General features: G+C 47.8%; 22 protein-coding genes. 13 read left to right on the top strand and 9 right to left on the bottom strand.

Going from position 1 to position 25,725, the window contains the following annotated elements; all coding sequences use genetic code 11:
- Position 1 precedes the first annotated feature (1 nt).
- From ureC to ACETK5_RS12810, 5 genes are all read right to left on the bottom strand, one after another.
- Positions 2 to 1,714: an urease subunit alpha gene (ureC, locus tag ACETK5_RS12830; RefSeq protein WP_394055999.1), complete on the bottom strand. Its 1,713-nt coding sequence runs from the start codon at positions 1,712 to 1,714 to the stop codon at positions 2 to 4.
- Positions 1,711 to 2,355 (bottom strand): urease subunit gamma, encoded by a 645-nt coding sequence (ureA, locus tag ACETK5_RS12825; RefSeq protein WP_394055997.1) that lies wholly within the window; start codon positions 2,353 to 2,355, stop codon positions 1,711 to 1,713. The genes ureC and ureA overlap by 4 nt, the downstream gene beginning before the upstream one ends.
- A gap of 277 nt (positions 2,356 to 2,632) precedes the next feature.
- Positions 2,633 to 3,739 (bottom strand): Ger(x)C family spore germination protein, encoded by a 1,107-nt coding sequence (locus ACETK5_RS12820; protein WP_100537027.1) that lies wholly within the window; start codon positions 3,737 to 3,739, stop codon positions 2,633 to 2,635.
- 6 nt (positions 3,740 to 3,745) lie between these two features.
- Complete coding sequence (locus ACETK5_RS12815) at positions 3,746 to 4,822, bottom strand: GerAB/ArcD/ProY family transporter (RefSeq protein WP_394055995.1); 1,077 nt, start codon at positions 4,820 to 4,822, stop codon at positions 3,746 to 3,748.
- Between the two features lie 6 nt (positions 4,823 to 4,828).
- The gene (locus tag ACETK5_RS12810) at positions 4,829 to 6,334 is read right to left on the bottom strand and encodes a spore germination protein (RefSeq protein ID WP_100537029.1); all 1,506 of its coding nucleotides are present in this window, start codon (positions 6,332 to 6,334) and stop codon (positions 4,829 to 4,831) included.
- A 162-nt stretch (positions 6,335 to 6,496) separates the two neighbouring features.
- Between ACETK5_RS12810 and ACETK5_RS12805 the strand changes: the two genes are divergently transcribed.
- The 4 genes from ACETK5_RS12805 (at position 6,497) to ACETK5_RS12790 (ending at position 11,511) form a co-directional block, all read left to right on the top strand.
- On the top strand, positions 6,497 to 7,279 hold the full coding sequence (locus ACETK5_RS12805) for a DUF3889 domain-containing protein (RefSeq protein ID WP_100537030.1): 783 nt from the start codon (positions 6,497 to 6,499) through the stop codon (positions 7,277 to 7,279).
- A 179-nt stretch (positions 7,280 to 7,458) separates the two neighbouring features.
- Complete coding sequence (locus ACETK5_RS12800; protein WP_394055992.1) at positions 7,459 to 9,021, top strand: ATP-binding protein; 1,563 nt, start codon at positions 7,459 to 7,461, stop codon at positions 9,019 to 9,021.
- 126 nt (positions 9,022 to 9,147) lie between these two features.
- A complete protein-coding gene (locus tag ACETK5_RS12795) occupies positions 9,148 to 10,398 on the top strand; it encodes a multidrug effflux MFS transporter (protein WP_326114960.1) in 1,251 nt (416 codons plus the stop codon).
- A gap of 180 nt (positions 10,399 to 10,578) precedes the next feature.
- Positions 10,579 to 11,511 carry a VanW family protein gene (locus ACETK5_RS12790; RefSeq protein WP_326114958.1) on the top strand — a complete coding sequence of 311 codons (933 nt, stop codon included), beginning with the start codon at positions 10,579 to 10,581 and terminating at the stop codon, positions 11,509 to 11,511.
- On the opposite strand, the gene ACETK5_RS12785 is transcribed toward ACETK5_RS12790, so the two are convergent.
- The 3 genes from ACETK5_RS12785 to ACETK5_RS12775 all read right to left on the bottom strand — a co-directional run bounded on the left by ACETK5_RS12785 (position 11,508) and on the right by ACETK5_RS12775 (position 14,351).
- Positions 11,508 to 12,329, bottom strand: a complete 822-nt coding sequence (locus ACETK5_RS12785) for a cytochrome c oxidase assembly protein (protein ID WP_394057422.1) — start codon at positions 12,327 to 12,329, stop codon at positions 11,508 to 11,510. The genes ACETK5_RS12790 and ACETK5_RS12785 overlap by 4 nt on opposite strands.
- A gap of 7 nt (positions 12,330 to 12,336) precedes the next feature.
- Positions 12,337 to 12,825 carry a DUF2243 domain-containing protein gene (locus tag ACETK5_RS12780; RefSeq protein ID WP_394055989.1) on the bottom strand — a complete coding sequence of 163 codons (489 nt, stop codon included), beginning with the start codon at positions 12,823 to 12,825 and terminating at the stop codon, positions 12,337 to 12,339.
- 335 nt (positions 12,826 to 13,160) lie between these two features.
- Positions 13,161 to 14,351: a styrene monooxygenase/indole monooxygenase family protein gene (locus tag ACETK5_RS12775; RefSeq protein WP_394055987.1), complete on the bottom strand. Its 1,191-nt coding sequence runs from the start codon at positions 14,349 to 14,351 to the stop codon at positions 13,161 to 13,163.
- Positions 14,352 to 14,616: 265 nt separating this feature from the next.
- Between ACETK5_RS12775 and ACETK5_RS12770 the strand changes: the two genes are divergently transcribed.
- From ACETK5_RS12770 to ACETK5_RS12750, 5 genes are all read left to right on the top strand, one after another.
- Positions 14,617 to 15,294 (top strand): response regulator transcription factor, encoded by a 678-nt coding sequence (locus ACETK5_RS12770; protein WP_100537036.1) that lies wholly within the window; start codon positions 14,617 to 14,619, stop codon positions 15,292 to 15,294.
- A 299-nt stretch (positions 15,295 to 15,593) separates the two neighbouring features.
- A complete protein-coding gene (locus ACETK5_RS12765) occupies positions 15,594 to 16,220 on the top strand; it encodes a GDSL-type esterase/lipase family protein (protein WP_207797456.1) in 627 nt (208 codons plus the stop codon).
- Between the two features lie 40 nt (positions 16,221 to 16,260).
- Positions 16,261 to 17,667: an MBOAT family O-acyltransferase gene (locus ACETK5_RS12760; RefSeq protein WP_326114952.1), complete on the top strand. Its 1,407-nt coding sequence runs from the start codon at positions 16,261 to 16,263 to the stop codon at positions 17,665 to 17,667.
- 48 nt (positions 17,668 to 17,715) lie between these two features.
- Positions 17,716 to 18,822, top strand: a complete 1,107-nt coding sequence (locus tag ACETK5_RS12755; protein WP_394055985.1) for a DHHW family protein — start codon at positions 17,716 to 17,718, stop codon at positions 18,820 to 18,822.
- Positions 18,823 to 18,844: 22 nt separating this feature from the next.
- On the top strand, positions 18,845 to 19,345 hold the full coding sequence (locus tag ACETK5_RS12750) for a DUF4358 domain-containing protein (protein ID WP_326114950.1): 501 nt from the start codon (positions 18,845 to 18,847) through the stop codon (positions 19,343 to 19,345).
- Between the two features lie 125 nt (positions 19,346 to 19,470).
- Here ACETK5_RS12750 and ACETK5_RS12745 read toward each other — a convergent pair whose 3' ends face one another.
- Entirely contained in the window at positions 19,471 to 20,664 is a 1,194-nt protein-coding gene (locus tag ACETK5_RS12745; protein ID WP_394055983.1) for a cytochrome P450 family protein, read from the bottom strand.
- A gap of 296 nt (positions 20,665 to 20,960) precedes the next feature.
- Here ACETK5_RS12745 and ACETK5_RS12740 point away from each other — a divergent pair, with 296 nt between their 5' ends.
- Genes ACETK5_RS12740 through ACETK5_RS12725 form a run of 4 tightly spaced genes read left to right on the top strand, consistent with a single transcriptional unit; the run spans position 20,961 to position 25,650 of the window.
- On the top strand, positions 20,961 to 22,604 hold the full coding sequence (locus ACETK5_RS12740) for an extracellular solute-binding protein (RefSeq protein WP_394055981.1): 1,644 nt from the start codon (positions 20,961 to 20,963) through the stop codon (positions 22,602 to 22,604).
- 60 nt (positions 22,605 to 22,664) lie between these two features.
- Entirely contained in the window at positions 22,665 to 23,588 is a 924-nt protein-coding gene (locus ACETK5_RS12735) for an ABC transporter permease (RefSeq protein ID WP_326114946.1), read from the top strand.
- 10 nt (positions 23,589 to 23,598) lie between these two features.
- Complete coding sequence (locus ACETK5_RS12730; protein WP_326114944.1) at positions 23,599 to 24,480, top strand: carbohydrate ABC transporter permease; 882 nt, start codon at positions 23,599 to 23,601, stop codon at positions 24,478 to 24,480.
- 48 nt (positions 24,481 to 24,528) lie between these two features.
- On the top strand, positions 24,529 to 25,650 hold the full coding sequence (locus tag ACETK5_RS12725; RefSeq protein ID WP_326114942.1) for a glycoside hydrolase family 88 protein: 1,122 nt from the start codon (positions 24,529 to 24,531) through the stop codon (positions 25,648 to 25,650).
- Positions 25,651 to 25,725 lie beyond the last annotated feature (75 nt).

Raw genomic sequence — 25,725 nt, 5'->3', positions numbered from 1 at the left:
GTCAAACCAGGAAATAACGCTGCGATAACGGCAGGTGGGAAGATGGGGCGCTTGTCAGCCTTTCTCCGTTAACGCTTACCGCATAGGTCACCGGATCCACCATAATTTCCGGCGTCTCTCCATTGTGAATAAGATCCGTTTTTCTCACAGTTCGGCAGTTCCGGACAGGCAGGAGCTGCTTCCGCAATCCCAGTGGATCAAGCGTACCCAACTGAAGGGAGGATTGGGATACGAAAGTAGCGCTTAGCGCAGCCTGGGCTCCGCCATAACTGCCGAACATCGGCCGATACATATAAGGCTGCGGTGTGGCGATCGACGCGTTGGGGTCGCCCATGACGGCATGGACAATCATGCCGCTCTTCAGCACGATCTCCGGCTTGGCTCCGAAGAAGGCGGGTTTCCAGAGTACGAGATCGGCCATTTTTCCGACTTCGATGGAGCCGACGTAATCGGATATGCCGTGGGTCTTGGCAGGGTTAATGGTGTATTTGGCAATATAGCGCTTGATTCGGAAATTGTCCGATTTCGTATCCGATCCTAGCGGGCCGCGCTGTTGTTTCATTTTGTCCGCCGTTTGCCATGTGCGGATAGCGACTTCGCCAACACGGCCCATCGCTTGCGAATCGGAGCTGGTCATGCTAATCGCTCCTATATCATGTAGAATATCCTCAGCTCCGATCGTCTCTGCCCGAATCCGAGAGGAGGCGAAGGCAACATCCTCGGGAATACGCGGATCGAGATGATGACAAATCATCAGCATATCCAGATGTTCGTCAATCGTATTCACCGTATAGGGCATGGTCGGACTGGTCGAGGAGGGGAGGACATTCGGCATGGAAGCTACTCGCAGCAGATCCGGGGCGTGACCGCCTCCTGCACCTTCGGTATGGTAGGTATGAATCGCCCGGCCGTTAAAGGAGCACAAGCTGTCTTCAACAAAACCCGCTTCATTCAGCGTATCGGTATGGATGTTAACCTGCACATCCAGTTCCTCGGCGACGTTCAGGCACTTGTCGATTACGTAGGGCGTGCTGCCCCAGTCTTCGTGGATTTTGAGTCCAGCCGCACCGGCATGGACTTGCTCGGCCAGCGCTTCCGGACGACTGCTATTCCCGCGGCCCAGAAAAACCATATTAATGGGAAGGGCATCTGTTGCTTGCAGCATCCGCTGCAGGTTCCATACCCCAGAAGTACAATTGGTTGCCAGTGTTCCCGTAGCAGGCCCGGTACCTCCACCAACAAATGTAGTGACACCGCTTTGGAGCGCGATTTCGACTTGCTGTGGACTGATAAAGTGCACATGCGAATCCACGCCGCCGGCTGTTACGATCAAGTTCTCGCCGGAGATGACTTCCGTGCCTACACCGATAATCATCCCGTCGGTGACGCCATCCATCATGAGTGGATTCCCCGCTTTTCCGATACCGCTGATGAACCCGTCCTTGATCCCGATATCCGCTTTAACAATCCCCCAAGTATCGATAATGATGGCATTCGTAATGACCAGATCCAGGACGCCTTCCGCGCGGGTCGCGAGAGGATGCTGGCCCATGCCGTCACGTATCACTTTACCGCCGCCAAACACGCATTCATCTCCATAGACGGTATAATCCTTCTCAATCTCAAGCCAGAGGGAGGTGTCGGCGAGTCTAACCCGATCCCCTGTCGTAGGCCCGTACATGCTGGCATAGGTAGCACGATCGATTGTTGTCATAAGCTCACCACCCCATTGGTTTTTCCGTTCGTTAAACCTGCAAAACCGTGAATCTCCTGGCTGCCGCCAATTTGAACAAGAGTGACCTCCAAGGCTTCCCCGGGTTCGAACCTGGTCGATAATCCGGAAGCGATATCGAGTCGATAACCTTGCGTGCCGTTACGATCGAATTGCAGGGCCGGATTGCATTCGTAAAAATGGAAGTGCGACCCTACCTGGATCGGGCGGTCTCCGCTGTTCGTAACTTCGCGCGTAATGCGAGGGCGGCCGGGTACCAGCTCGATCGGCTCATCTCGGAGGTCGTATTCGCCTGCAATAATGCCGGATGAAACGTTAGCGCCTTGAATCGGGTCATGAACGCTGACCAGCTTGGTACCGTCCACAAAGGTGGCTTCGACCTGAACTTCTCTAAGCAGGTGGGCCACCCCGTCCATCACTTGATCGGCTGACAGCACATGACGCGCTTCCTCCATTAATTCGGCTACAGACTTACCATCACGAGCTCCTTCAACAACAAAACCTGAAATGAGTGCCGCCGCTTCCGGATAGTTCAATTTCAACCCGCGGGCTAAACGTTTCTGCGCTAATTCCGACGCGAGAAAAAGCAATAATTTGTCTCTTTCTTGGTAAGTGAGGTGCATCCAAGCCACTCCTTTTGCATTATTAGCGTTACAATACATAACATTAAATGAGGTGAATAGAGACTGTTTGAAGTAATAAGACATTTATTTTGGATAAATGTAGCACTATACAAAAAAATAGTCAACAACAATGTCATATTATATAACATTGAATTCATTTCGTTTTCTGATGATCTCCAAGCGTGATAGAGGATTTTGTTAGGCACAAAAAGGCCAACCAGAAACCTCTGGCTGACCTAAAAATACGAAAAAAACCTTAGTAAGGGCCTTTTCCTTATTATCGAAACTTCCCGTAATCTTTAATGTGCACATCAAACGAGCATTCCACCGGAATCTTTTGAAGCTCCTGCCGCCAGTTCATTTTTTTCCATTGTTCATAGCCAACCCGATTACGAACATGACTGCCGATTCCGAGATTATCCACCTGATGTTTTTTCATCAACGTAATCATGGCATCGCTTTTTTTTGAAATATATTGACTGATTCGCTGCTCCAGCTCACGCCGTTCCCGCTCGTTGTTTAACCTGGCATCACCGATGTATTCCAGAACAGAGCCGGTAACCTTGACATGAAACGTAACCTTCTCAACGCCTTGTACTCCGCGGGTGATCTTGACTTTTCGCGTGCTGATTAATGAACTGAACATGACGTTTTCCTGCTTGCCGTTAATCTCCGTCAGATCAATATTAATTTGGCCTTCTCGGAATTTGTCTTTCAGAAAAGCGAAGACCAATGCGTCCTGAGGTTCAATCTTCGTAACATAACGATCATCTCTAAATAAGGCGATACCATCCGTTGTAATGTAATTGTTCTCATGCTTCTTAAGAATCGGTGCAACAGGGTCTACGCCCTGATCAAAAAAATCCCTGGCGAAATTAAATAACGTGACCTTGGGAATAGTCTGCCCGAGTGCTTCCTTCTCAAGCAGCATATCGATATATCTGCCGGTTCGCGGGTGCTGCTTGTAATCGTCAATGAGCAATTCACCTGCACTGCCTTCAACCACGCTGATTTTTACCTGCGAAGAGATGGAGGGATCCCGAAACAAGGTATCCAGATGACCGTGCAATCCGCTTTCCGCCAACGAAGTACCAAACAGCACATTACGCAATTGTCCACTCACCAGCAGCATCCCCGTTTGTCTGGACATGATCATTCTCGCTTCCTTGCTGCTCTTGGCTGTTGCCGTCAGCACTTCACGCTTAGCGGATGTCTCTGGATCGGCTTGGGGTATCGAGACTGAGAAGCTTAACTCGCCATTCGGGAGCAAATCATAGCTTGTCGTTTGGATGAATCCTAGATCTTCCAAAATGCGTTGATCCCCGCAGCCGGATACAGGGATGATACACAGCAGTAGGAGTAAGCACGTACATTTTTTTAACATATCACATCACGCTGCCTTTTTGCGCCGCTGCCATAACAGCAGAAGTATTAATATCAACGGCATTATGTAGGCGAATCCAATCTGGATATAACCCAGAAACAAAAGCCACTCCCGGATTGTGTTCAATACCGTTGGAATGTAGGAAATGAGCAAAGCTGCCAGAATGATAAAAAAATAGTGGACATGGACTTTGACCTTTGGAAAAACTCTTTGGGTGCTTTCGCCAGCCGCCCAGAAGTAAAGGACCAGGGTAATGAGGGTGGTAAACAAGAAAAAGCCGTAGAAAAGATTCTCGATTCGCTCAACGAATGGAAGCTTGATATAAGCCAGCAAGTCCAGTAACGGGAATAACATGACTTTAAGCATATCCGAGCCAATTACGCCAAACGAAACAAAACCCAAGAGCGTATAGGATACCGTACGAATTAAATTTCCATAAAATACCGCTCTGAACAGTTTGGTCTTCTTATCGGTATAGGGAAACAAAAGTAAGCACAGCTCATAACCCAAGTACGCCAAATAAATTTGAAAAAGACCCTCGGTCATGCTGTAACCGTCTTTAAAAATATAGGGGGATAATCTCTCGATTTTGAATTCCCCAACGTAATATAGCATAAGCAAGCTCATCCAGATGGTGGTCCAGAAGAAAACGGTCGAAGCCTTGGAAATGTTATAGAGCCCTTTGGTCAGCAGTATAAATGCAAGAACATCGATCGCAATCTTGAACACCATGGGGTTGGTTGTTGGGAACGCGAACATCTGAAAGATCAGTACATACTCCTTGGCAACGAGACAGCCAATAAGTGCCCATACCGTACTAATCGCCAGATAGAAGGGGACCAGAATGAACTTGGGAATACTTTTTTCTAATATTTCGAAAATGGACTTTCCTTGGCCCAGCCGATACACCCAATACATCATGTAGATATTCAGACAGACCATAAGGGACACCGGGATGGTGATTAGCCAACCATTTGTTCCGAAATAATGGGCTTCTACCTGGGTAATGCTGAATACATAGACACCCGTTTGAATCATGTAGATGAGGATCGCGGTATGGAATTGGGATAGTTTTTCTTTCAATTGTCCTCACCTTTTCATTTTTAACTTCACTTTATTTCTTGCTTTGACTTGGGTTGGCCGCTTGGCCAAAGTGGAAAAAGGCAGTCTCAAGAATACATCTTTCCAGTCATAGGGCTCAAAAGGAGCAATGGGTGACAAATAGGAGGAGCCGACACTCGTCAAACCACTTAAGTGAATGACGATATAGGCCAAGCCAAGAGCCAACCCCATATTCCCCCATAATCCAGCCATTACAATAAGCCCAAAACGGAAGAGGCGAAAGGATGCGCTCATGACATAATTGGGTATAACAAAGGAAGCGATAGCAGAAGAGGCAACAGCAATGATCAGTATGTTACTGGTTAATCCCGCTTGCACGGCAGCCTGACCTATCACGATACCGCCTACGATGCCGATGGTCTGTCCAATTTTGGTAGGTAGTCTGGCACCGGCTTCCCGCAGCAGCTCAATGGTAGTCTCCATCAGGAGCGCTTCAAAAATCGGGGGGAAGGGCACTTTACTTCTGGACTCTGTCAGTGTCAGGATTAGATTCTCCGGAATCATCTCATAGTGGAAGGAGGTTACCGAGACGTAAAGGGCCGTCAATGTCACCGTGATCATGAGCGCTGCAAACCTCAGGAACAAGGTTGCCGTGCCTATGCTCCACCTTTGGTAATAATCGTCGGAAGACGAGAAAAATTCAAAAAAGTTGACCGGGGCGCTGAAGGCGGTGGGGCTCCCGTCCATAATCCCGACGATACGACCCGATACCAGCTTGGATGCGATCGTATCCGGCCGCTCGGTGGTCAGAAATTGTGTAAAGATCGAATACGGATCATCATCAATGCACTGAATCAGCATGTTCGCATCATGGATAGCATCGATTTCGATATCCTTAATTCGCTTTATCACTTCTTTTACATAGATCTCATTGGCGATGTCTTGGATGTAAAGAACATAGACATCAGATTTGGTCACTTCACCAACGGACAATTTAATGACTTTGAGATGAGAACTCTGCACTCGCTTCCGGATCAACGAAAGATTGGTATAAGCTTGTTCCGTAAACGCCTCGTGCGGACCAATAATGATGGACTCCGTTTCGGATTCGGCAACCGTACGTGATACCGGGAAAATAACATCGATCAGGTATGCATTTTCTTCGTAAAAGATAGCCGCCATACCGCTAAGAATGCCTTCCACGCATTTTTTGGTTTCCGTTACTTGTTTAAATTGGGATTGCTCTGTTAACAGCTCCAACGGCGTCTCAGATTTCAACAATGGAGGGAGCAGGTCACGCTCCAGCCGATCCTCATTGACCAAATGGCTGAAATACAGTACATGCAAACGTTCCTTATGATAGGTTTTATGGACAAAATCGGCGGCATTATCAAATTGATCCATGATATGCTGCAGCGTTAGTGCAACTTCTTCCTGGGGGTTAGGGTCCTGTTGATTTTCGTGAGTATGGCCTTCTTCAGAATGTTCATGGCTAACCAGAAACATGGATTTTAACTTCTGTTTCATCCTCACGCCTTTTCACCTCGGATTCCTGCATAGTCTGTCACAGTGTGTGTACTTTTCCCTCAATTTATCCAACGAATCCCATGTCGAATTAGGATGAACATAAGCGGGAATCTTAGGCATGAGAGACAAGCGCCAGATTTATCTAGAGGTGTAAAGAGGAGGTTTACTATGCTGGGCAGCATCTTATTAGCCGGTGTTTTATCGCTTGGGATAAGTCCTGGCGATGATCAAGGAATAAAAGAGTCTTCGAAAAATCAGTTTCAGCAGGCTATCTTTGAATCTCGCGGTGAGCTTGTGGAGGAGGCTGTGAGGACCTGTGAGAAACATTTCGGTACAGCCATCTTCTTACCGCCGCAGTTGCCGCCTGTAGCTTTCACGCATCAGTATGGCCGCTGCTATGACATGAAGGGCGGATTGGACGAGCATTTGGAGGTTCATTACCAAAACCGATATAAACCTGAACATGACTACAAAATCGAGTTATATCCCCTGGAAAATAAACAGCAGCTGAACCATCTATCCTTTCAAGAATCGGAGCTGGCAGATCATACAACCGCAAAGTTCTACAAGGGACCGATCAATACGCTTCAGCTGTTCGTACTCGAAAAGGGAAACTGGCAATACCTTCTAACTGCTGCAAATCGCACTTCATCAAAAATCAGGCAGCAGGAATTGACGGAAATTGCAGAGTCCCTGATCCATGCCGTGAACAGTAAAGACCCTGCTTCCGCCACATGGGGAACTCTCGCGGTGACGGAAACGAAGCGTAAATACAATATGGATGTCGTCGACTACCTCTATATGGGAAGAACCACGATATCCAGTGAAATGGCGGAGGAGAAATTTAAGCTATGGCTGAAGAAAGGGGCTCGTGAATTCGGTGTATACGTAACCGTTTCGTTTCATCCGACAACTCATCAGTTCATATCGATTCGGTACGAAGAATTGTAGCTGGAATTCGAGCTGGATAGCAGGAATACACATGATTTTCAGATAGAGATTCACGTTTGCTATTTTGAGTGTCGTGTTTTCCTGCTGTTCAGAAGCATGCATATGGTGTACCATATTTGGTGAAACTTGCCTCCGTTCTACATTTTGCGCCAGTAATAGTGATTTAGGAGTGATTCGCTTTGTCGTTTATAGTACTCAAGCTCCTATTTGTACCAATGATATCGGTTTTTATCATGGTGTCGTCAGTTTATCTTGGATATCAAACGTCAATCCCTTTGATGCTGGTCACGGCATCGTTACTGTATGCATCCGTTTTTTTCGATCGAAAGTACGAATGGCTTCGCAGTATACAATTTCTCTTTCTCGGGGCGTTTCATTATGTCAGCCAATTGAATTGGTGTATCTTGCTGTATTACATACTAATCATCAATCTCATTCATAAAAAAGAGCGTTTCATAGAAACGATGCCGCTGTGCCTTCTTATGGTCCTTCAATATTCCATCATTCGTCTGACGTATGTACCTTTTACAAAATACCATATTCTGGTTTCCGTGTTTGATTGCTTAGCATCCTTTGTCGTCGTCATTTCCTTTCATTTTGTTAACTTTCTCGAATCGGAGAAGAAGAAATTATATAAGCAAAACGATTACCTGACCTATCACGATCCCTTGACGGGACTTCTGAATTATGATGGATATTTGCATAAAGTTCAGCATCTCATTGAGGTGAACAAGCCCTTTCAGTTGGTGTTACTGGACATCAACAACTTCAAATCGTTAAATGCCAAGGATATCTCAACAGCCAATGAGATTCTGATCAGTTTCTCACGGGCCGTGCGCAAACTGTTCCTGAACGATATGCTGGCAGCCTCCCGATATGCGGGAGACCGCTTTGCTATACTGCTACCCGAGCACGTCAACATCGACAGCAGCATGTTCCATTTTGAACATATCGGTGTACAGGTGACCTATAGCATCACTTGTTACCCGCATGAAGCTATAAATTATCAAGAGATGATCAGCACGGCAGAGGACCGGATCTTTCAAATGCGGCGCAATTCCTGGATGAGAAGCCAGGAGGAAATGATCCGAACGGAAAAGATGAAAATGGTGGGGGAATTGGCTGCCGGGATGGCCCATGAGATTCGGAATCCTCTTACCTCCATTAAAGGGTTTATTCAACTCTCCAAAACTCAAAGTTATAACATTCAGCCCTGGTATGAAGTCATTATGGGGGAGATTACGCGGGTAGGGGAGCTGACGGCAGAATTTTTGCACTTCTCCAAGCCCCATGCCAGCAATATGAGGGTAGAATCACTTACGGACTGCATGACTCGAGTCTATTCATTGTGTGAATCCGAAGCAGCCTCGCATGGACATTTATTTATGCTGGACATAAGCGATGAACCGATCCAGATCGTCATGGACCGTGATAAGATCATCCAGGTGCTAATCAACCTGATTCGTAATTCCTTTCAAGCGATGGAGCACACCGGCTCCGTCCGAATCTCGCTCAGGGCGGAAGAACGAATGGCTGTCGTCGAAGTTGAGGATACCGGTAAAGGCATTGCCGATGAAAATTTGGCCAAGATTTTTGATCCGTTCTATACAACCAAAGAAGAAGGGACCGGCCTTGGGTTATCCCTGTGTCAAAAAATTGTAGAGGACCATGGCGGCAGAATAACAGTGCATAGCGAGCTGGGTATTGGCACAACATTTACCTTGCGAATTCCATTGGCTTAGAAAAAATGGATGGCAATCTACCGAAATATATCCTATGATAGGATAGTTATTTAGCAACCTAAGATGGTTTGCTGAAATTTTATACTTATGCATCAATGTGTTGCAGGAAAGGAAGTAACAAAACGTATGTCGATGACCACAAATGAAGCCGGCTCAGCCATGGTTCTAACTCGCAGGAAGAGGCTTCAGTTTGCCTTGATTCTCGGATCTCTTTCGGCTTTCGGGCCGCTTTCCGTTGATATGTATTTACCTGCACTGCCTAAACTCTCCGAGAGTTTGGGGTCGCCAGCATCGTTGGCCCAATTAAGCCTGACGGCGTTTTTGCTTGGTCTTGCTCTGGGACAGCTTGTGGCAGGCCCTCTCAGCGATATCCGGGGGAGAAAAGCACCGCTCATCATATCCTTGATTATGTATTCGATTACCTCCTTGCTGTGTGCGTTTGCCCCAACGATATGGGTTCTGGTTGTGCTTCGGCTTGTACAGGGAGCAAGCGGAGCAGCCGGTATCGTCATATCCAGGGCTGTCGTCCGGGATTTATACACCGGTTCGGAGCTGACCAAATTTTTTACATTGCTGATGCTGATCAATGGTTTAGCACCCATTATCGCTCCCGTATTCGGAGCGTTTATCCTTAATTTCGTCTCTTGGCGCGGAGTTTTTGTCGTCCTGTTCCTGATTGGATTGCTTATGCTGCTCGCTGTATGGTTTGGTCTTCCGGAAACGCTCAATCGGGAGAAAAGGGCCAACGGCGGGATCAAGCAAACCTTCCGTACCTTCGGTACGCTGGTTCGGGACCGCGTATTTGTCGGCTATGCGCTTTCCCAAGCGTTCGTATCAGCCGCGATGTTTGCTTATATCTCAGGGTCACCATTTGTATTGCAGGATATCTTTGGCGTATCCCCTCAAATGTACAGCCTGTTCTTTGCGGTAAATGGGATCGGTATTGTCCTGTTCTCTCAAATTACGGGCAGATTAGCCTCCCGCACAGGGGAAACCAAATTGTTGACAACGGGTCTGGTCATTGCGGCCTTTGGCGGTACGTCGCTGTTCGCGATCACATGGCTCGGCGGCGGATTGCTGCTGATTGCACCCATGTTGTTCCTGATTGTTTCTGCCGTCGGCATGGTCAGTGCAACGACTACATCCCTGGCGATGCAGAAGCAAGCAGCCCACACATCAGGCAGTGCGTCTGCACTTCTTGGATTACTGCCATTGTTATTAGGTGCAGCCGCAAGTCCACTCGTGGGCCTGGGAGACGGAACAACCGCGGCCCCCATGGGAACGGTCATCGGGATCGCAGAATTGCTGGCCGTAAGCTCGTTTCTGTTCCTTGTTTTGCCCTTTAGTCATAGGAAAGAGACTCCTGTCTCCTTGTAAATGAAAGTCATGACATATAGAGAACCCGCACATTCATGGTGGTGCGGGTTCTTTTGTTTATAAAACAATCTGAATGAATTACCTGTAATGCAATCATAATACCAGAGAGTGAACGAAACTGGATATGTACAAAAACGCGAAAAATAGAGAAAAACACAAAGATAAAGCAGGTGAACCAGCTTGAAATGGATGTCAGTCCTTGGTCTATTGTTTATGCTCATGCAAGGGGATGAACCGGAAAACAACAATTTAATGATAACGCAAGAAGGCAAAGTCATGGCAAGCGTGAACCGAAGCGAACATGCGCTTGATGTTTTCCCGCTGCTGGATATGGATAAATACGATCAATGGGTGGATGCGCTTGATCGGAAAACCTATCTGGAAGCCCGGAACGCCCGGATTGGCAGCAGTGGCCAAATCATTCCGGGGCAGAATGGTCATAGACTGGATCGACGCAAGCTGCTGGAACAATATTATTCATATTGGTACGGCACTGGGGGTGCTTCCGTCGAAGCACCGAGGTATCCGATTTATCCGAAGGTGGATACCGAGCTTCTGGCCTCCATTCGGGTTAAACCGATAGGTTACTATGTCACCTATTTTAATTCCAACAACAAAAATCGTTCCCACAATATCGCGTTAGCTGCTCAGGCGATAGACAGTGCAGTTGTATTCCCCGGAGAAACCTTCTCGTTTAATCAGGTGGTTGGCATGAGAACAGTGGACAGAGGTTACAAGCGTGCCGGCGTTATCGTCAGGGGCGAATTATCAGAGGGAGTGGGAGGAGGGATTTGTCAGGTCTCCTCCACACTGTATAATGCCATTGACCGTGCAGGCTTACAGATTGTAAAGCGCTATTCTCACAGCCGGAACGTCCCGTATGTGCTGCCCGGGCGCGATGCTACGGTGAGCTGGGGAGGACCTGATTTTGTTTTTGAGAACGCCTATAATCAGCCTATCCTCATCCGGGCATTCGGTAATGGGGGAAGAATGACCGTTGCGATATACTCTTCTGAACTCATTGAATATAAGCCACGTAACGTACCGAGCATCTCCAACATGCTGCCGGAGGAGACGAGTGACAACAAGCACAATCCGGTTAATGGTGATTAATCCAAGGGTTGGATGGATGCAGCAGGTCGCGGGCTCGCTGACCTATACCATTGCATACACAACCAAAACACTAGAATAAGATCAACCGCGTCGCCACCGTAATACATCAGCATTCCGCCGAGCTGGGCCTGTTCCGAAGATACGCCATCGGGTGGATGGGCATATAGGTATTTGGAGAGTATTCCATGTCCGGCAATGGCGATCATCAGGATGATCGCACGAGCCTGAAAGCTGCGACGGTGCGGAGCCACATCCACGTAAATCAAAGATACTGTAAATAAATACCCGGCTGCAAAAACATGAACATGCACGACGATATGCAGCAAAAGGTTATGATGCATGGCCATGAATAAGCTGGTTGTGTACAGGATCCATAATCCACCGATATTCAACAAGGTCGCTACCGCCGGATGAACAATGATTTGGGCCGGTTTGCTCTTCAGCAAACGAGTGATTTGTCTGGCGATTGGAACGGGTGTAGATCTGAGCAGCAGCGTCATCGGCGCGGAGAATGCAATCAGCAGCGGTCCCAGCATACCGAGCAGCAGATGTCCGAGCATATGGACCGTAAAGTTCTCAGGGGCGAGTCGCGCTAGCGGACCGATCAGCGGCAAAACCATGCAAAGCATACCCGCAACCCAGCAAACATAACGATGGATCGGCCACATTCGGTAGTTGCGATTGGAGACCGCAGCAGCAATGATATATAGAAGAATGAGAAACGCAAAGATTAAGCCACCCATGATCCATTCCCAGAAGGTCCATGAAGCAGAGGCCACGGACATTCCAGCCCCATGATCAAGCGAATGGTTACTCATCATAGGATTAGGCCTCCCTGGAACGGTCACGATTTTGAGCTCGCACGATGAGTATCATCCCAACTATGATCATGGCCGCTGCAATCAGGTTCCAGACCCAATCGTAGGGACGGATATCGACGTTATATCGAATCTGGTGCAGCCGCATCCATTTATGCTGAATGATGCCGTCATACAGCTGGAAGGCGCCGCCTCCAAGCAGAATGCCTCCAATCCACCGTTTAAGCCAGAATGCATTCCGGCGATGCAGATCGGCAAGCATGAATGAGGACCCGATGGTAGCAAACCAGCTGAACGCATGAAATAATCCATCAGATACAAGTCCAATCTCGGTTGTAGACTTATCGTAGAAATGATGCCAGTGCAGCAGTTGGTGGAACACAACCTCATCGATAAAACCGACCAGACCTAATCCGAATAAGATTCCGGCCCATACATTACGCGCGGAGTATCTTATGCGCTGTAATTGGTTTCCTTTGGCTGTTGTTGATTTCATTCGGTTCATCCTCTTCCAGTTTATAAAAATTCGAGGTGTATCGGTTAAAAGGGTGCCATTATCTAAGTTTACCCATTTTTACCATATCAATAACCAGAAGAGGTAGAGCGGTATGTTCTTATCGATGTCACCTCGATCAGATGGGTACTTATGCCAATTCTTCATGAAATTTGCCGGAAGTGCAAACGGGTGGGAACCTCCTCGATTGCGGCGATTCCATGAACGTTACGGTGTGTTTCTGAGGCGGGGTAAAGTCAAACTGTCATCCACAAGGAACGTCAGTTCGATTGCTTAACACGGTTGTATCCCTAGAACAGTACCAACCGTTTCCCCGATTAACGGGGAAACGGTTGGTTTATTGGATGTTTATGAAATGCTTCATAAGCTTTGATGGGATTTTCGAACCAGGCGGCAATTCCGTCCGCCGTCATTTGATCGGAGGCAGCTTGCATCAGCAGTCCAGCGATAGGCTCAGGAAGCGGCTCCGTCATGGCGTTGGTCCATTCCGTAACAGCCGTAATATATTGCTTGGTACGGTTCCAGTAGTCTATACCAACAGCTTCATCCCAAGTCGATTCCTTATGTGTTATGAGGGTTTCATATAACTGTTCAGCGGCATAAGAAGCGGTATTACAGCCTTGGCCTGTTATCGGGTCACTGAGAAAGACGCTATCACCGCACCCAAGTATCAGCGTTCCGTCCATTATTGCATATGGCCTGTGAATGACAGGCGTAATCGCGGTTTGTAGAAAGGCGTTCTCATCGATGAGTGCAAATCGATCCAATTCGATTCGTTCATATATAGGATGAAAGTGCTCTTCAATTACATTCGCCATACGTGCTACAAATTCGGAAGTGTTCTTAATCCCTTTAAAAACATCCAATATTCCTTCAGGCACAGCTTCAATGAATAAGATGGTGGCACGCCCTGAATCGGTCATAGCGGGAATCTCGAACATTTCACCGTTCCCCGGAAGAACCGTAATGGAAATACCCTCAGGCTCCACGGGTCGTACTCCGGTAAAATAACCAACAATGCATTTCCGTTGAGGCGCTTGGTAAGGAGTGAGTCCCGTTTCTACAGGGAATGGTGCCAGCGGCCCGGCCTTTCCCGTTGCGTCGATGATGAGATTGTAGGATGGAATTAGGTCCAGAAGATCTTCCGGCTTCAAACGCCCGTGAATTAACTTCACGCCCTGCGCAGCTAAATCATTCATCGATTCGGCGAAGCGTAAGCGCTGGTCCATCGATGCTGCGATTCCGGAAAGATTGCCCGTGAACAGTTTTTGTTGACCTAACTGAAAGTGAATCGTGCGGATGTGAGGCGCGTTATCCTCGGCAGGCATGCTAAAACGCCGTTCGCGTTCCAGTGTGGGATGAAAATGAACCTGTGTGGATCGAATTCTCCCATCAAGGATGTTCTGCGGCTCTTCATAATGATGCAACGTGACATCAAAATCATTTTTCAGAGAATAGGCAAGCTGGATTCCGGCGGTACCGCAGCCGATGATACCAATACGTCTCATTACATAAGTCCTCCTTGAAAATGGCTTTTAAATAGAATACAGTGATGCCGTTTGGATAAAAAGGGTGGAATTAACTATTATTCACTCCTGCATTTGAACTAAAGGAGAAATGTCAATTATGAGGTTTAGTTTACATAATAATTAATATGTAACCATATAGAGTATTCTTAGAGATTACTCATGAGATATCTGCATCTTATCTGCATCTGCTCATGGTATTCTATTAAGATCAGAATCATCTATTTTATGAACGGGAGATCGAACGGTGCAGAAAACAATTCTTATCGTTGAAGATGAACACATTCTAAGAGAAGTCATGAAAGACTATTTGCTTCATGAAGGGTTTGAAGTTCTGGAAGCTGTTGACGGGAAAAGAGCAATGACATTATTTGAAGAGCATGAAGTGAATTTGATCATTCTCGATATCATGCTGCCTGAACTGGACGGCTGGTCCGTCTGTCAGCGTATTCGCAAAATATCGAACGTCCCGATCATTATGCTGACCGCCCGTGTCGATGAAGACGATACATTACTCGGTTTTGAGTTAGGAGCGGATGATTATGTAACCAAGCCATACAGCCCTCCCATATTGTTGGCAAGGGTAAAACGGCTATTGGAGCGTAAGCAAAATCAAGGAAATCAAGGAAATACGCTGACAAGCGGCGGAATCAAGGTGGATTTTCCTTCCCGTACGGTCACGGCACAAGGGGTAAACATTCATTTAACCTATACGGAATTTGAGATACTTGCGTATTTAATGAAGAATACAGGCGTTATTATTACGAGAGAGCAATTGATAACTAGAATCTGGGGTTATGATTATATCGGGGATGAACGGACGATTAATAGTCATATTCGAAATCTACGCACGAAATTAGGTTCCAGCGCTATTCATATTGTAACCGTCGTTCGTTCGGGATATAAATTTGAGGGATGCCCTTGAGGTAAAATTCGAGGAAGCAGGGTATCGTTATTTTAACCCTTTTTAATTAACTACAGGTTGATGCCGCGATGGCGTGTTTTTCACATGAAATGCATTTAAAACATAATGTTCACGTAAAGGGCGCAGAACTTCGGTTCTGTGTTTTTTGTTGTTCATGCCATACCTGTGACCGTCCATCATGAAGTCGATGTCGCGCACCCATTTTTAAACGATATCAATATAATCTGCATTTAATCTTTATCGAGCCGCATTAAACTCTGACGTGTAGAAGATTTACACAACCTGAGAGGAGTATTGCAATGCGAAAGATGATGATGGCCATTCTAGTTACGGGAATAATCAGCCTAACGTTGATGGCTTGCGGCAATCAAAAACAAGTGATGGAGGAGGAATCCTATCAATCCATCTTCCAAGACAGTGTATTTCTTGGAGATTCTATAACGGAAGGACTCTCGTTTCATGATGTATTGGATGAAGCCAATGTCATAGCGGGTGCCGGGAAAACAGCCGAAATCTCGATGGCCATGAAGGATGTCAAAGACATCGCAAGCAGAAATCCGAAGCGGGTGTTTATTCAATTGGGGTCGGATGACATTCTATGGCCGACGGATGAGCCCATACCCTATTCGTTGTCCCATTATGCGAAATTAATCCGCAGCATCAAGGATGAACTTCCTAATGCCTCGATTACCCTGCTGTCCGTAACCCCGGTTACGCCGGAGGCGGAGAAGAAGGAGCCTCGTTATAAACAAATTGGGGATTACAATCAAGAACTGCAAGAGCTTGCTCTTAGCGAACAGGTAGGATTCGTCGATCTGTCTCCGATATTCAATAACACGCAGGGACTGCACGATACGGACGGGATCCATTTTAAAGCTCAATTCTATACGCTTTTGCTGGATTTTCTCAAGGATCAGTTAACTTAATGGCGGCATGTATTGCTGGTTGTCCGGGAGGTGAGGGGATTTGGTCTTTAGCAGTCTAACCTTCCTGTTCGTCTTTCTGCCGGTTACCCTTGTCCTCTATTATATGGCTCCACGCCGAATTCGTAATGCCGTCCTGCTTCTTGCGAGCTTGGTGTTTTACGCCTGGGGTGAGCCATTGTATATCGGGATCATGGTCTTTTCCACCGTCTTCGATTATGCGAATGGGCTGCTCATTCATCACTTCAGGGGACGAAAAGGATTAGCCCGCACGATTTTTATCGGCTCTATTTTCGTAAACCTAGGCGTTCTTGGTTTCTTTAAATATATTGGATTCCTGGTCGACAACCTGAACCTGCTGTTTGGTTTCCAGCTCGAGGCTTCAGAGCTTCCGCTTCCGATAGGAATCTCTTTCTACACGTTTCAAACGATGTCTTATGTGATCGATATCTATCGTGACAAAGTACCTGTGCAGAAAAACCTTATATCCTTCGGTGCTTACGTCACGATGTTTCCTCAGCTTGTAGCGGGTCCTATCGTTAAATATGGTGATATTGCCAAGCAACTAGCCTGTCGTACGGTAACACTGGCCCGCTTCGGCGAAGGGGCGGAGCTCTTCCTTAGAGGGCTGGCCAAAAAGGTGCTGCTTGCCAATAATATCGGACTACTTTGGACCAGCGTGAAGGCTGTGCCTGCAGGAGAGTTGACGATCGCTTCCGCCTGGCTCGGCATTATCGCATTCACCTTCCAAATTTATTTCGATTTTAGCGGATATTCCGATATGGCGCGCGGACTTGGTAAAATGCTAGGCTTCGATTTTCTGAAAAACTTCAATTATCCCTACATGTCTGTGAGCATTACGGAATTTTGGCGGAGGTGGCATATTTCCCTGGGCACCTGGTTCCGGGAATATGTTTATATTCCGCTTGGCGGTAATCGGGCTGGTATACGGAATCAGACTCGAAACTTACTGGTTGTCTGGTTTTTAACCGGCTTTTGGCATGGAGCGAGCTGGAACTTCATCTTGTGGGGGTTATATTTCGGCTTCTTGATCTGGATGGAGAAATGGTTCGTTCTCGGATGGCTCAGCAGGCTGCCAAGCTTCATTGGTCATATATATACACTTTTCGCCGTGATTATCGGATGGGTACTGTTTGAGTTTGAGCAAATATCAGCAGCGGCTGCATATTGGGGCGCGATGTTCGGTTTTGGAGGACAAGGGTTCTACAATGCCGACCCCCTGTATGATCTGTCTACGAATGTTGTAATGTTGCTTGTTTTGTCCCTGTGCGCAACACCGTATCCTAAGAAGGCTTTATTATTATTCAGGCAAAAGTCGGGGATGGGAGGGGCCATCGTTGTATGCGGCCTTTATATTGTGATGTTCTTCATGTCGACCGCCTTCTTAGTCAATGAAACCTATAACCCCTTCCTGTACTTCCGGTTTTGAAGGGAGGTGATCTTTCTGAGTAAGCATGACCCATTCTATTACGGCATAATGGCTATCGCCTTTATGTTATTTCTGGGAACAATCATGGCTCTGCAAATGTGGACACCGGTAAGATCTTTCTCGGAGTCGGAGAATCGGGTGCTGGAGCAGCGGCCAACCTTAACGTTCCAGCATATGATGACAGGCCATTTCACATCTCAATATGAGCGATATGTTTCTGACCAATTTGTTCTGCGGGATAGATGGATTGAATGGAAGTCCGGGATTGAACGGGGGATTGGCAAGAAGGAGAGCAACGGGATCTATTTGGGTAAACAGGGCTACCTGATCCAAAAATTTAATCCCCCAACGAACGAAGAGCTTGAAGAGAAGGCGGCTGCCCTTCTTGCGTTTGCAGAGGATACGCCTCAACTTCGTAAATATGCCATGCTTATACCCACCGCTGTGAGCGTGCTTTCCAATCAATTGCCGGACTTTGTCGATAATGACGATGAGTTAGCGCATATAGACCAATTAAGCACAAGGATTTCACCTGCAATCACGATGATTGATGTGTATCCGGCACTCTTCGCTAAACAGGAAGAATACATTTATTATCGAACCGATCATCATTGGACAACTAAAGGTGCATTTTATGCCTACCAGGAGTTAAGCCAAGCGATGGGATGGACGCCAAAACAAAAAGCGGATTTCAACGTGCGAACGGTGACGGAGGATTTCTACGGTTCTCTGTATTCGAAGAGCGGCTATAGACATTCCAGTCCGGACTCGATCGAAATTTATGAACTGAAGAAAGAGGAGAAGTACCGCATCGAGTATGTTGATGAACATACAACCGCAGAATCTTTTTATGAGCTGAGTCATCTCAATAAGAAAGACAAATACGCGCTTTTTCTCGGCGGAAATCATTCTTTAATCAAAATAACGACCAAGCATCAGGTAAACAAGAAGCTGCTTGTGGTCAAAGATTCCTATGCCAACAGCATGATTCCGTTTCTAACACCTCACTATGGCGAAATCTATGTCGTAGACCTTAGATATTATGATGAAGAGCTGACATCATTGGTGAAACGGCACCGAATTCAGGACATGCTGCTGCTGTATAATGCTGTAACTTTTTTTGAAGATCCGTTCGTTAAGAAACTGGCAGAATAAGAAAATAGAGAAGGTGAGAAATATGGTTGAATTGCTTAAACTAGGCCGTATGCCATGGTTCATCATCTGCTGCTGCATCATGTTATCCATGGCCGGCATATTCACCGGCTGCTCAAACATGAATGACAGAACCGGGAATTGGTCTGCGACCGAAGTCGGTCGGCGCATTCAGGAAACAATAGCGTTCGATCATATGAAGGAAGGGGATCTGGCAAAACTCCAGAAGTTATACCGTATCCCTGCCGAACAAGTTGAAGATTTTGTACTGTATACGTCCTCGTCGAATGTGAAAGCAGAGGAATGGACAGTCATGCAATTCAGCGATGCGGCGGATGCGGACGCTGCCATAGCCAAACTAAACGAAAGAATCAAAGAACAGGAGGCAAAATTCAGGGACTATCGTCCGGATGAATATAAATTGGTAAAAAACCATGTATTAAAAGCCAAGGACAGATTCCTTTTATTCGCGGTTTCAGCTGAAGCGGACCTCATTGAACGCACCTTTGACGAAGTTGTCCGGTAGACTTATGTTCTAAAAGGCCCTATTCAATACACTTTGTTTGTCTTAATAAATAACATAGTCAAAAGGCGAATCCCTAACGGGATTCGCCTTTTTCATGGTAGCAGCAAAATTCATCATGTTGAGCATTAGCCATGAAGCGATATCGGAATCTCCTTTACACCGCGGACAATCATACCTGGTCTCCATTCAAGCTCATCGATGTCCCGTTGAAGCTCAAAATGGGGGTAGCGGCGGAGCAGCGTGTTGATTGCGATTTCACCCTCCAGTCTGGCGAGGGGGGCTCCCAGACAGAGATGAATCCCTTTGCCAAAGGCTAAATGCTGACTCTTCTCCCGGGTGATATCAAAGATATCCGGGTCGGCAAATTGGGAGGCATCCCGATTTGCGGAATTCAAAGCAATGACAACCAAGTCGCCTTTCTTCATGTGAACGCCATGAAAATCCATATCCTCCGCCGCCCAGCGGGAGGTGCTGAATTCAACGGGGCCGTTGTAGCGCAGCATTTCTTCAATAGCGCCATGAATGAGTTCGGGCTGCGCCTGCAGAAGCCGGCGTTGCTCCGGATGCTCCAGTAGCGCAAGCACGCCATTTCCGATGAGGTTCACCGTTGTTTCATGGCCGGCAATAATCATTAAGGTAACGACGCCATACAGCTCTTGTTCCGATAAGCGCTCACCTTGATTCTCGGCAATGACCAATTGACTAATCATATCATCGCCGGGATTTTTGCGAACCTTGGCAAACCAGCCCTTCAAATAAGCGATAAACTCGTTCATATGCTGACTTACTTGCTCGTTCATTTCCTGGTTGGAAGCGCCGATGATGGAATTGGACCATACCCGGAACTTGTCCTGATCCTCGGTAGGAACGCCAAGGATTTCACTTATTACAATAATGGGAAGTTTGAACGCGTACTCGTCAATGAGATTCATGGTGTCTTTGGAGGAGACAGCATCCAGCAGGCCGTCCGCGATCTCTTGAATATGGCTTCGCATATCCGAGATCCTCTGCGGCGTGAAGCCTTTCTGGACCAATCCTCGAAGCCGTTTGTGATCCGGCGGATCGGAGAACAGCATGTTGGTGCTGAACACGCTGGCCTGTTCCCCACCCATTGCTTTCGCGATGTCTTTGCTGAACCGGCCATCCTTCAGTGCTTCAACGGCATCAGCGTAACTGCTGATCAGCCATCCGAAACGTCCATCCGGAAATTGCAGATTCAGTATGGGATCGCTTTGCCTCAATTTCTCGTACACAGGATAAGGGTTATGGGTAAATTCTTGGGTAAACAACGCATTTTTCAGAGATTCGTTCACATTCATCGGTATGGTCTCCTCTCGAAAATGATAGTTTCATATCCAGTATAAGGGATGGCGAAAAGGATAACCAATTTACGGTTGAAATGACGCCAGTCTCCAGTTCCTTCATGTCTCCTGTTAATGAATCATTGAGTTTTTTAGCTCAAGACTTTTTGCAATATGCCAATCGAATTGTATAAATCGTCATTTGCTTAAGATGAAATCAACATGCCGTTGTATGTTTTGCGAATATCGCCCCGGCGGACCCTCCATTAATCTGGGATAGACACAAACATTCGAAACGTTGGAGGGTTAGGTCAATGAGAAGAAAAGCACTGTCCACGAGTTTGATCATCTTGTTATTAGGCACGATACTCATGGCTTGTTCGTCAGGAGGAGGCAAAACGGGCGAAACGAATACGGGGGAGGGAGGTACGGACCCCAGCAGTACAACCGAAGCGGGAGCAACGACTTATCCGATCCAAACAGATAAGAAGCTTACGTATTGGGGCGAGATTAACGGCAATCTGATCGGAGTCAAAAATTCGCACAGCGAAATTCCGTTTTTTCAAAAATGGCAGGAGAAAACCGGGGTTCCGCTGGAATTCACAGCTCCGCCTACGGGTCAGGTCCGGGAATCCCTGAACGTCATGCTCGCTTCCGGGGATTTGCCGGACATGATTGAGTACAACTTCATTGGAGACTTTCCGGGGGGGCCGGAAAAAGCAATTAATGACGGTTACATCCTCAAGCTGAACGATTTGATCGACCAATATGCGCCCAACTTGAAAAAGTACCTGGAGGAGAATCCGGATATCGACAAAATGGTCAAAACCGACAGCGGCAGCTACTATGTATTCCCGTTCATCCGCGGGGATGAGTACCTTCGCGTCTTCCAGGGACCGATCATCCGTAAGGATTGGCTTGACGAGCTGGGACTTCCGGTTCCGGAAACGATAGATGAGTGGACGACAACCTTACGGGCGTTCAAAGAGAAGAAAGGGGCAGCCGCTCCGTTCTCGGTAGTGAGCAAGCCAAGATTTTTCAACGATTCCGGGAATGGCGCTTTTATTGGAGCGTTCGGCGTGAATCGCGGTTTCTACCAGGAAGACGGGCAGATCAAATTCGGCCCTTCGGAGGCCGGGTTCAAAGAGTATTTGAAACTGTTCCAGGATTGGTACAAGGAAGGACTCATTGATAAAAACATCGCAACAGCTGATACCAAAGCCGTTGATGGAAACATGGCGTCCGGCGCTACCGGGGCTACCGTCGGGAACGCCGGGGGAGGTATCGGGAAGTGGCAGCCGCTGGTAGAGGCAAACGATCCGGATGCGGTCCTAGTAGCAGCCCCGTACCCGGTGCTGAATAAGGGCGACGTGCCGAAATTCGGCCAACGCAACCAAGGCTATGCCTCGGAGGGGACGGTCGCCATCACGACTGCGGCGGAGGATCCGGAGCTTGCCGTTCGCATGCTGGATTACGGCTACAGTGAGGAAGGGCATATGTTCTTCAACTTCGGTGAGGAGGGCGTCAGCTACAATCTGGAAGGCGACTATCCGAAATTCACGGATCTGTTAATGAAGAACCCGGATAAACTGGCTCCGGCGCAGGCGATATCGCTGTATGCCCGCAGCAGCTATAACGGACCGTTCGTCCAGGACAAGCGTTACGCGGAGCAGTTCTTTGCCTTGCAAACCCAGCGGGACGCGATTGAAGTGTGGAAGAATACGGATGCAGCCAAATACAGCCTGCCACCGATTACACCAACGCCGGAAGAGAGTTCTGAATACGCAACGATTATGAACGACATCAACACGCTTGTGGATGAGATGACCATCAAGATCATTCTGGGGAACGAATCGGTGGATGAATTCGAAGGCTATGTGGCCAAAATGAAGTCGCTGAATCTCGATCGTGCCATCGAGATTCAGGCCGCAGCGCTGGAGCGTTACAACAACCGGTAAACAATACAAGGGGAGGGCGCTCCTGCCCTCCCCATTTGAAACGAGGTGAAACCCTACATCATGAATGATCGTCTGTCCTTCAAGAGCCGGTTCATCCGGGACTTCGTGATGAACAAGTATTTGTACATCATGATGATTCCCGTCATCGGCTATTACCTTATTTTCCATTACGGTCCGATGTACGGCGCGATCATTGCCTTCAAAGACTATTCTCCGATGAAGGGCATTCTGGAAAGCGATTGGGTCGGACTCAAGCACTTTGAGGAATTCTTCAACAGCTATTATTTCCTACGCGTTTTAAAGAACACCATTCTCATCAGCTTGTATACGCTGATCTTTGAATTTCCGGCACCGATCATTCTGGCGCTGTTGATCAATGAAGTGCGCAAGAAGAAGTTCAAACGGGTCGTCCAGACGATAACCTATATGCCTTATTTCATATCACTGGTCGTAATCTGCGGCATTATTACGGACTTCACGAACGCCGACGGATTAATCAACCGACTGTTCATGTTGCTGGGATACGACGGTCAAGCCATGCTGCAAAAGCCGGAGCTGTTCAGGCCCATCTACGTCCTGTCCGAAATATGGCAGCGAATCGGTTGGGAATCCATCATCTATATCGCCGCGTTGATGAGCATCGACTTGGAGCAGTATGAAGCCGCTCGCATGGATGGAGCGAGCCGTATCAAGCAGATGTTTTACATTACGCTTCCGGGGCTGTTGCCCGTCATTACCATCATGTTCATTCTGCGCATGGGCAATATGCTGAACGTCGGGTTTGAGAAAATCATTCTCCTCTATAATCCGGTCACGTACGAAACGGCCGATGTCATCTCTTCCTTCGTGTACCGGAAGGGATTGCTGGAATTCGGTTGGAGTTACAGCTCCGCGGTCGGTTTGTTCAACTCCGTTATCAATCTGGTGCTCCTGATTTCGGCGAATTACATCAGCCGCAGGGTGAGTCAAAACAGCTTATGGTGAGGTGGTATTTTTGAAGAAGGAAAGCGGTTGGTTTGACCGGATATTTAATGTCATTAATTATACATTTCTGGTACTGCTCGTCATTGCCACGTTGTATCCGCTGCTCTACGTATTGTTTGCGTCATTCAGCGATTCGTCGCAGCTGTTGGCCAACAAGGGTTTGTTATGGAAGCCGGTCGGCTTCAGTCTGGATGCCTACAAGAGCGTCCTTGCGAATCCCGGTATCGGCATCGGCTTTCGGAACACGTTATTCATTGTGGTGTTCGGCGTGATCGTCAACCTCTTCATGACGGCGCTGGGAGCATATGTGCTGTCCCGCAAAAACGTGATGTGGAACAAAGTGTTCATGTTCTTTATCGTATTCACGATGTTTTTCGGCGGCGGGCTGATTCCGTTGTATTTAATCGTAAAAGGAGTCGGCCTGCTGGATTCCTTGTGGTCAACGATTCTGCCATTCGCCATCAGCACGTTCAATCTGATCATCATGCGAACGTCCTTTATGGGCATCCCGGACAGCTTGGAGGAGTCGGCCAAGATTGACGGAGCCAATCACTTCACGATTCTGTTCCGGATCATTATTCCGTTATCCATGCCTGTCATTGCTGTAATGATTCTGTATTATGCGGTAGATAAGTGGAATGGCTGGTTCTACGCGTCGGTGTTTATCAAGAGCCGCGAGTTGTTTCCGCTGCAATTGGTGCTGCGCGAAATCCTGATTGCCAATTCCACGGAGAGCATGTCGGCCGGCGCATCGGCGGGGGATCGGTTCCAGATTGGAGAAACCATTAAGTATGCAACCATTATGGTGGCTACGATACCGATCCTGTGCATTTATCCATTCTTGCAGCGTTATTTCGTTAAAGGCGTCATGGTTGGATCGTTGAAAGGTTAATCCCATGAATCATAGCAATCGCATAAAGGGTAAGGAGGTCTGGCTTTAATGAACAGCATGATTGAGAACAAGCAAGAGGTTTGGAACCAAATCAAGAGCAAAACGGATCGGATGCTGGAGGCAATCGGGGACAAATCTCCGCACGTTGCCGGCGCGGACGGTAGGTATGACGACATGAGGCTCGATTGGTGGACATCGGGCTTTTGGCCGGGAATTCTATGGATCGTCTATGATATGACCGGTGATGAGAGATACAAGAATGCAGCTTGGGATTGGGATGAACGACTGTCGGAGCGATTCCTTGAGAATCACTATTTCGACCATGATGTAGGCTTTCAATTCCTGCCGACCGCAGCAATCAAATACAAGCTGACGGGAAATGCGGATGCAGCCCGGCGCGCTTTGTTCGCAGCCAATTTTCTAGCGGGCCGGTTCAATGCCCAAGGCAGCTTCATTCGGGCGTGGAATGGTGATAAGCACGGCTGGTCGATCATCGATACCATGATGAACCTGTCCTTGCTGTTCTGGGCATCGGAGGAAAGCGGCGATCCCCGATTCGCCCATATCGCAAGAGCCCATGCAGACATGGTGATGAAACAGTTCATAAGGGAAGACGGATCCGTCCATCATATCATCCGGTTTGACCCGGTGACCGGTGAACGGGCAGAAGCTATGGGCGGACAGGGAGCAGCGCCGGATTCCGCTTGGAGTCGGGGGGCGGCATGGGCCCTATACGGTTTAACGAATACGTATAGATATACGGGAAACCCGGCATATCTGGGAGCCGCGCAGCGCGTAGCCAACTTCTTCATTGCCAGCCTGCCCGACCATCATGTGCCTTCTTGGGATTTTCGGGCAGAGCGAGAAGGAGCAGAGGACATTCCTCGGGACAGTTCGGCTGGTTCAATCGCCGCCTCGGGGCTGCTGGAACTTGCCGACGCGCTGCATGAACCGGAAGGCGGGGGGTATAGCGCGGCCGCAAGACGCATCTTATCGTCGCTGCACGAACATTACGGAACCTGGAACGAACCTGACCATGAAGGCATTCTACTCGAAGGCACCGGCCACAAACCGGCAGGGCAAAACGTGAACGTGTCCCTCATTTACGGAGACTATTTTTACGTGGAGGCCATAGCGAAAATAAACGGCTGGCAGCATCGTATTTTCTAATAATGAAATGGTGCCGGGATGGAATGATTCCTGCTGCTGAGCATAGGAAGCCCGATAGACGAAAGCTGTCTATCC

The organism is Paenibacillus ilasis, from assembly GCF_043195395.1.
GTDB classification, from domain to species: domain Bacteria; phylum Bacillota; class Bacilli; order Paenibacillales; family Paenibacillaceae; genus Paenibacillus_AQ; species Paenibacillus_AQ lautus.
This window is presented reverse-complemented; position numbering and strand designations above follow the sequence as displayed.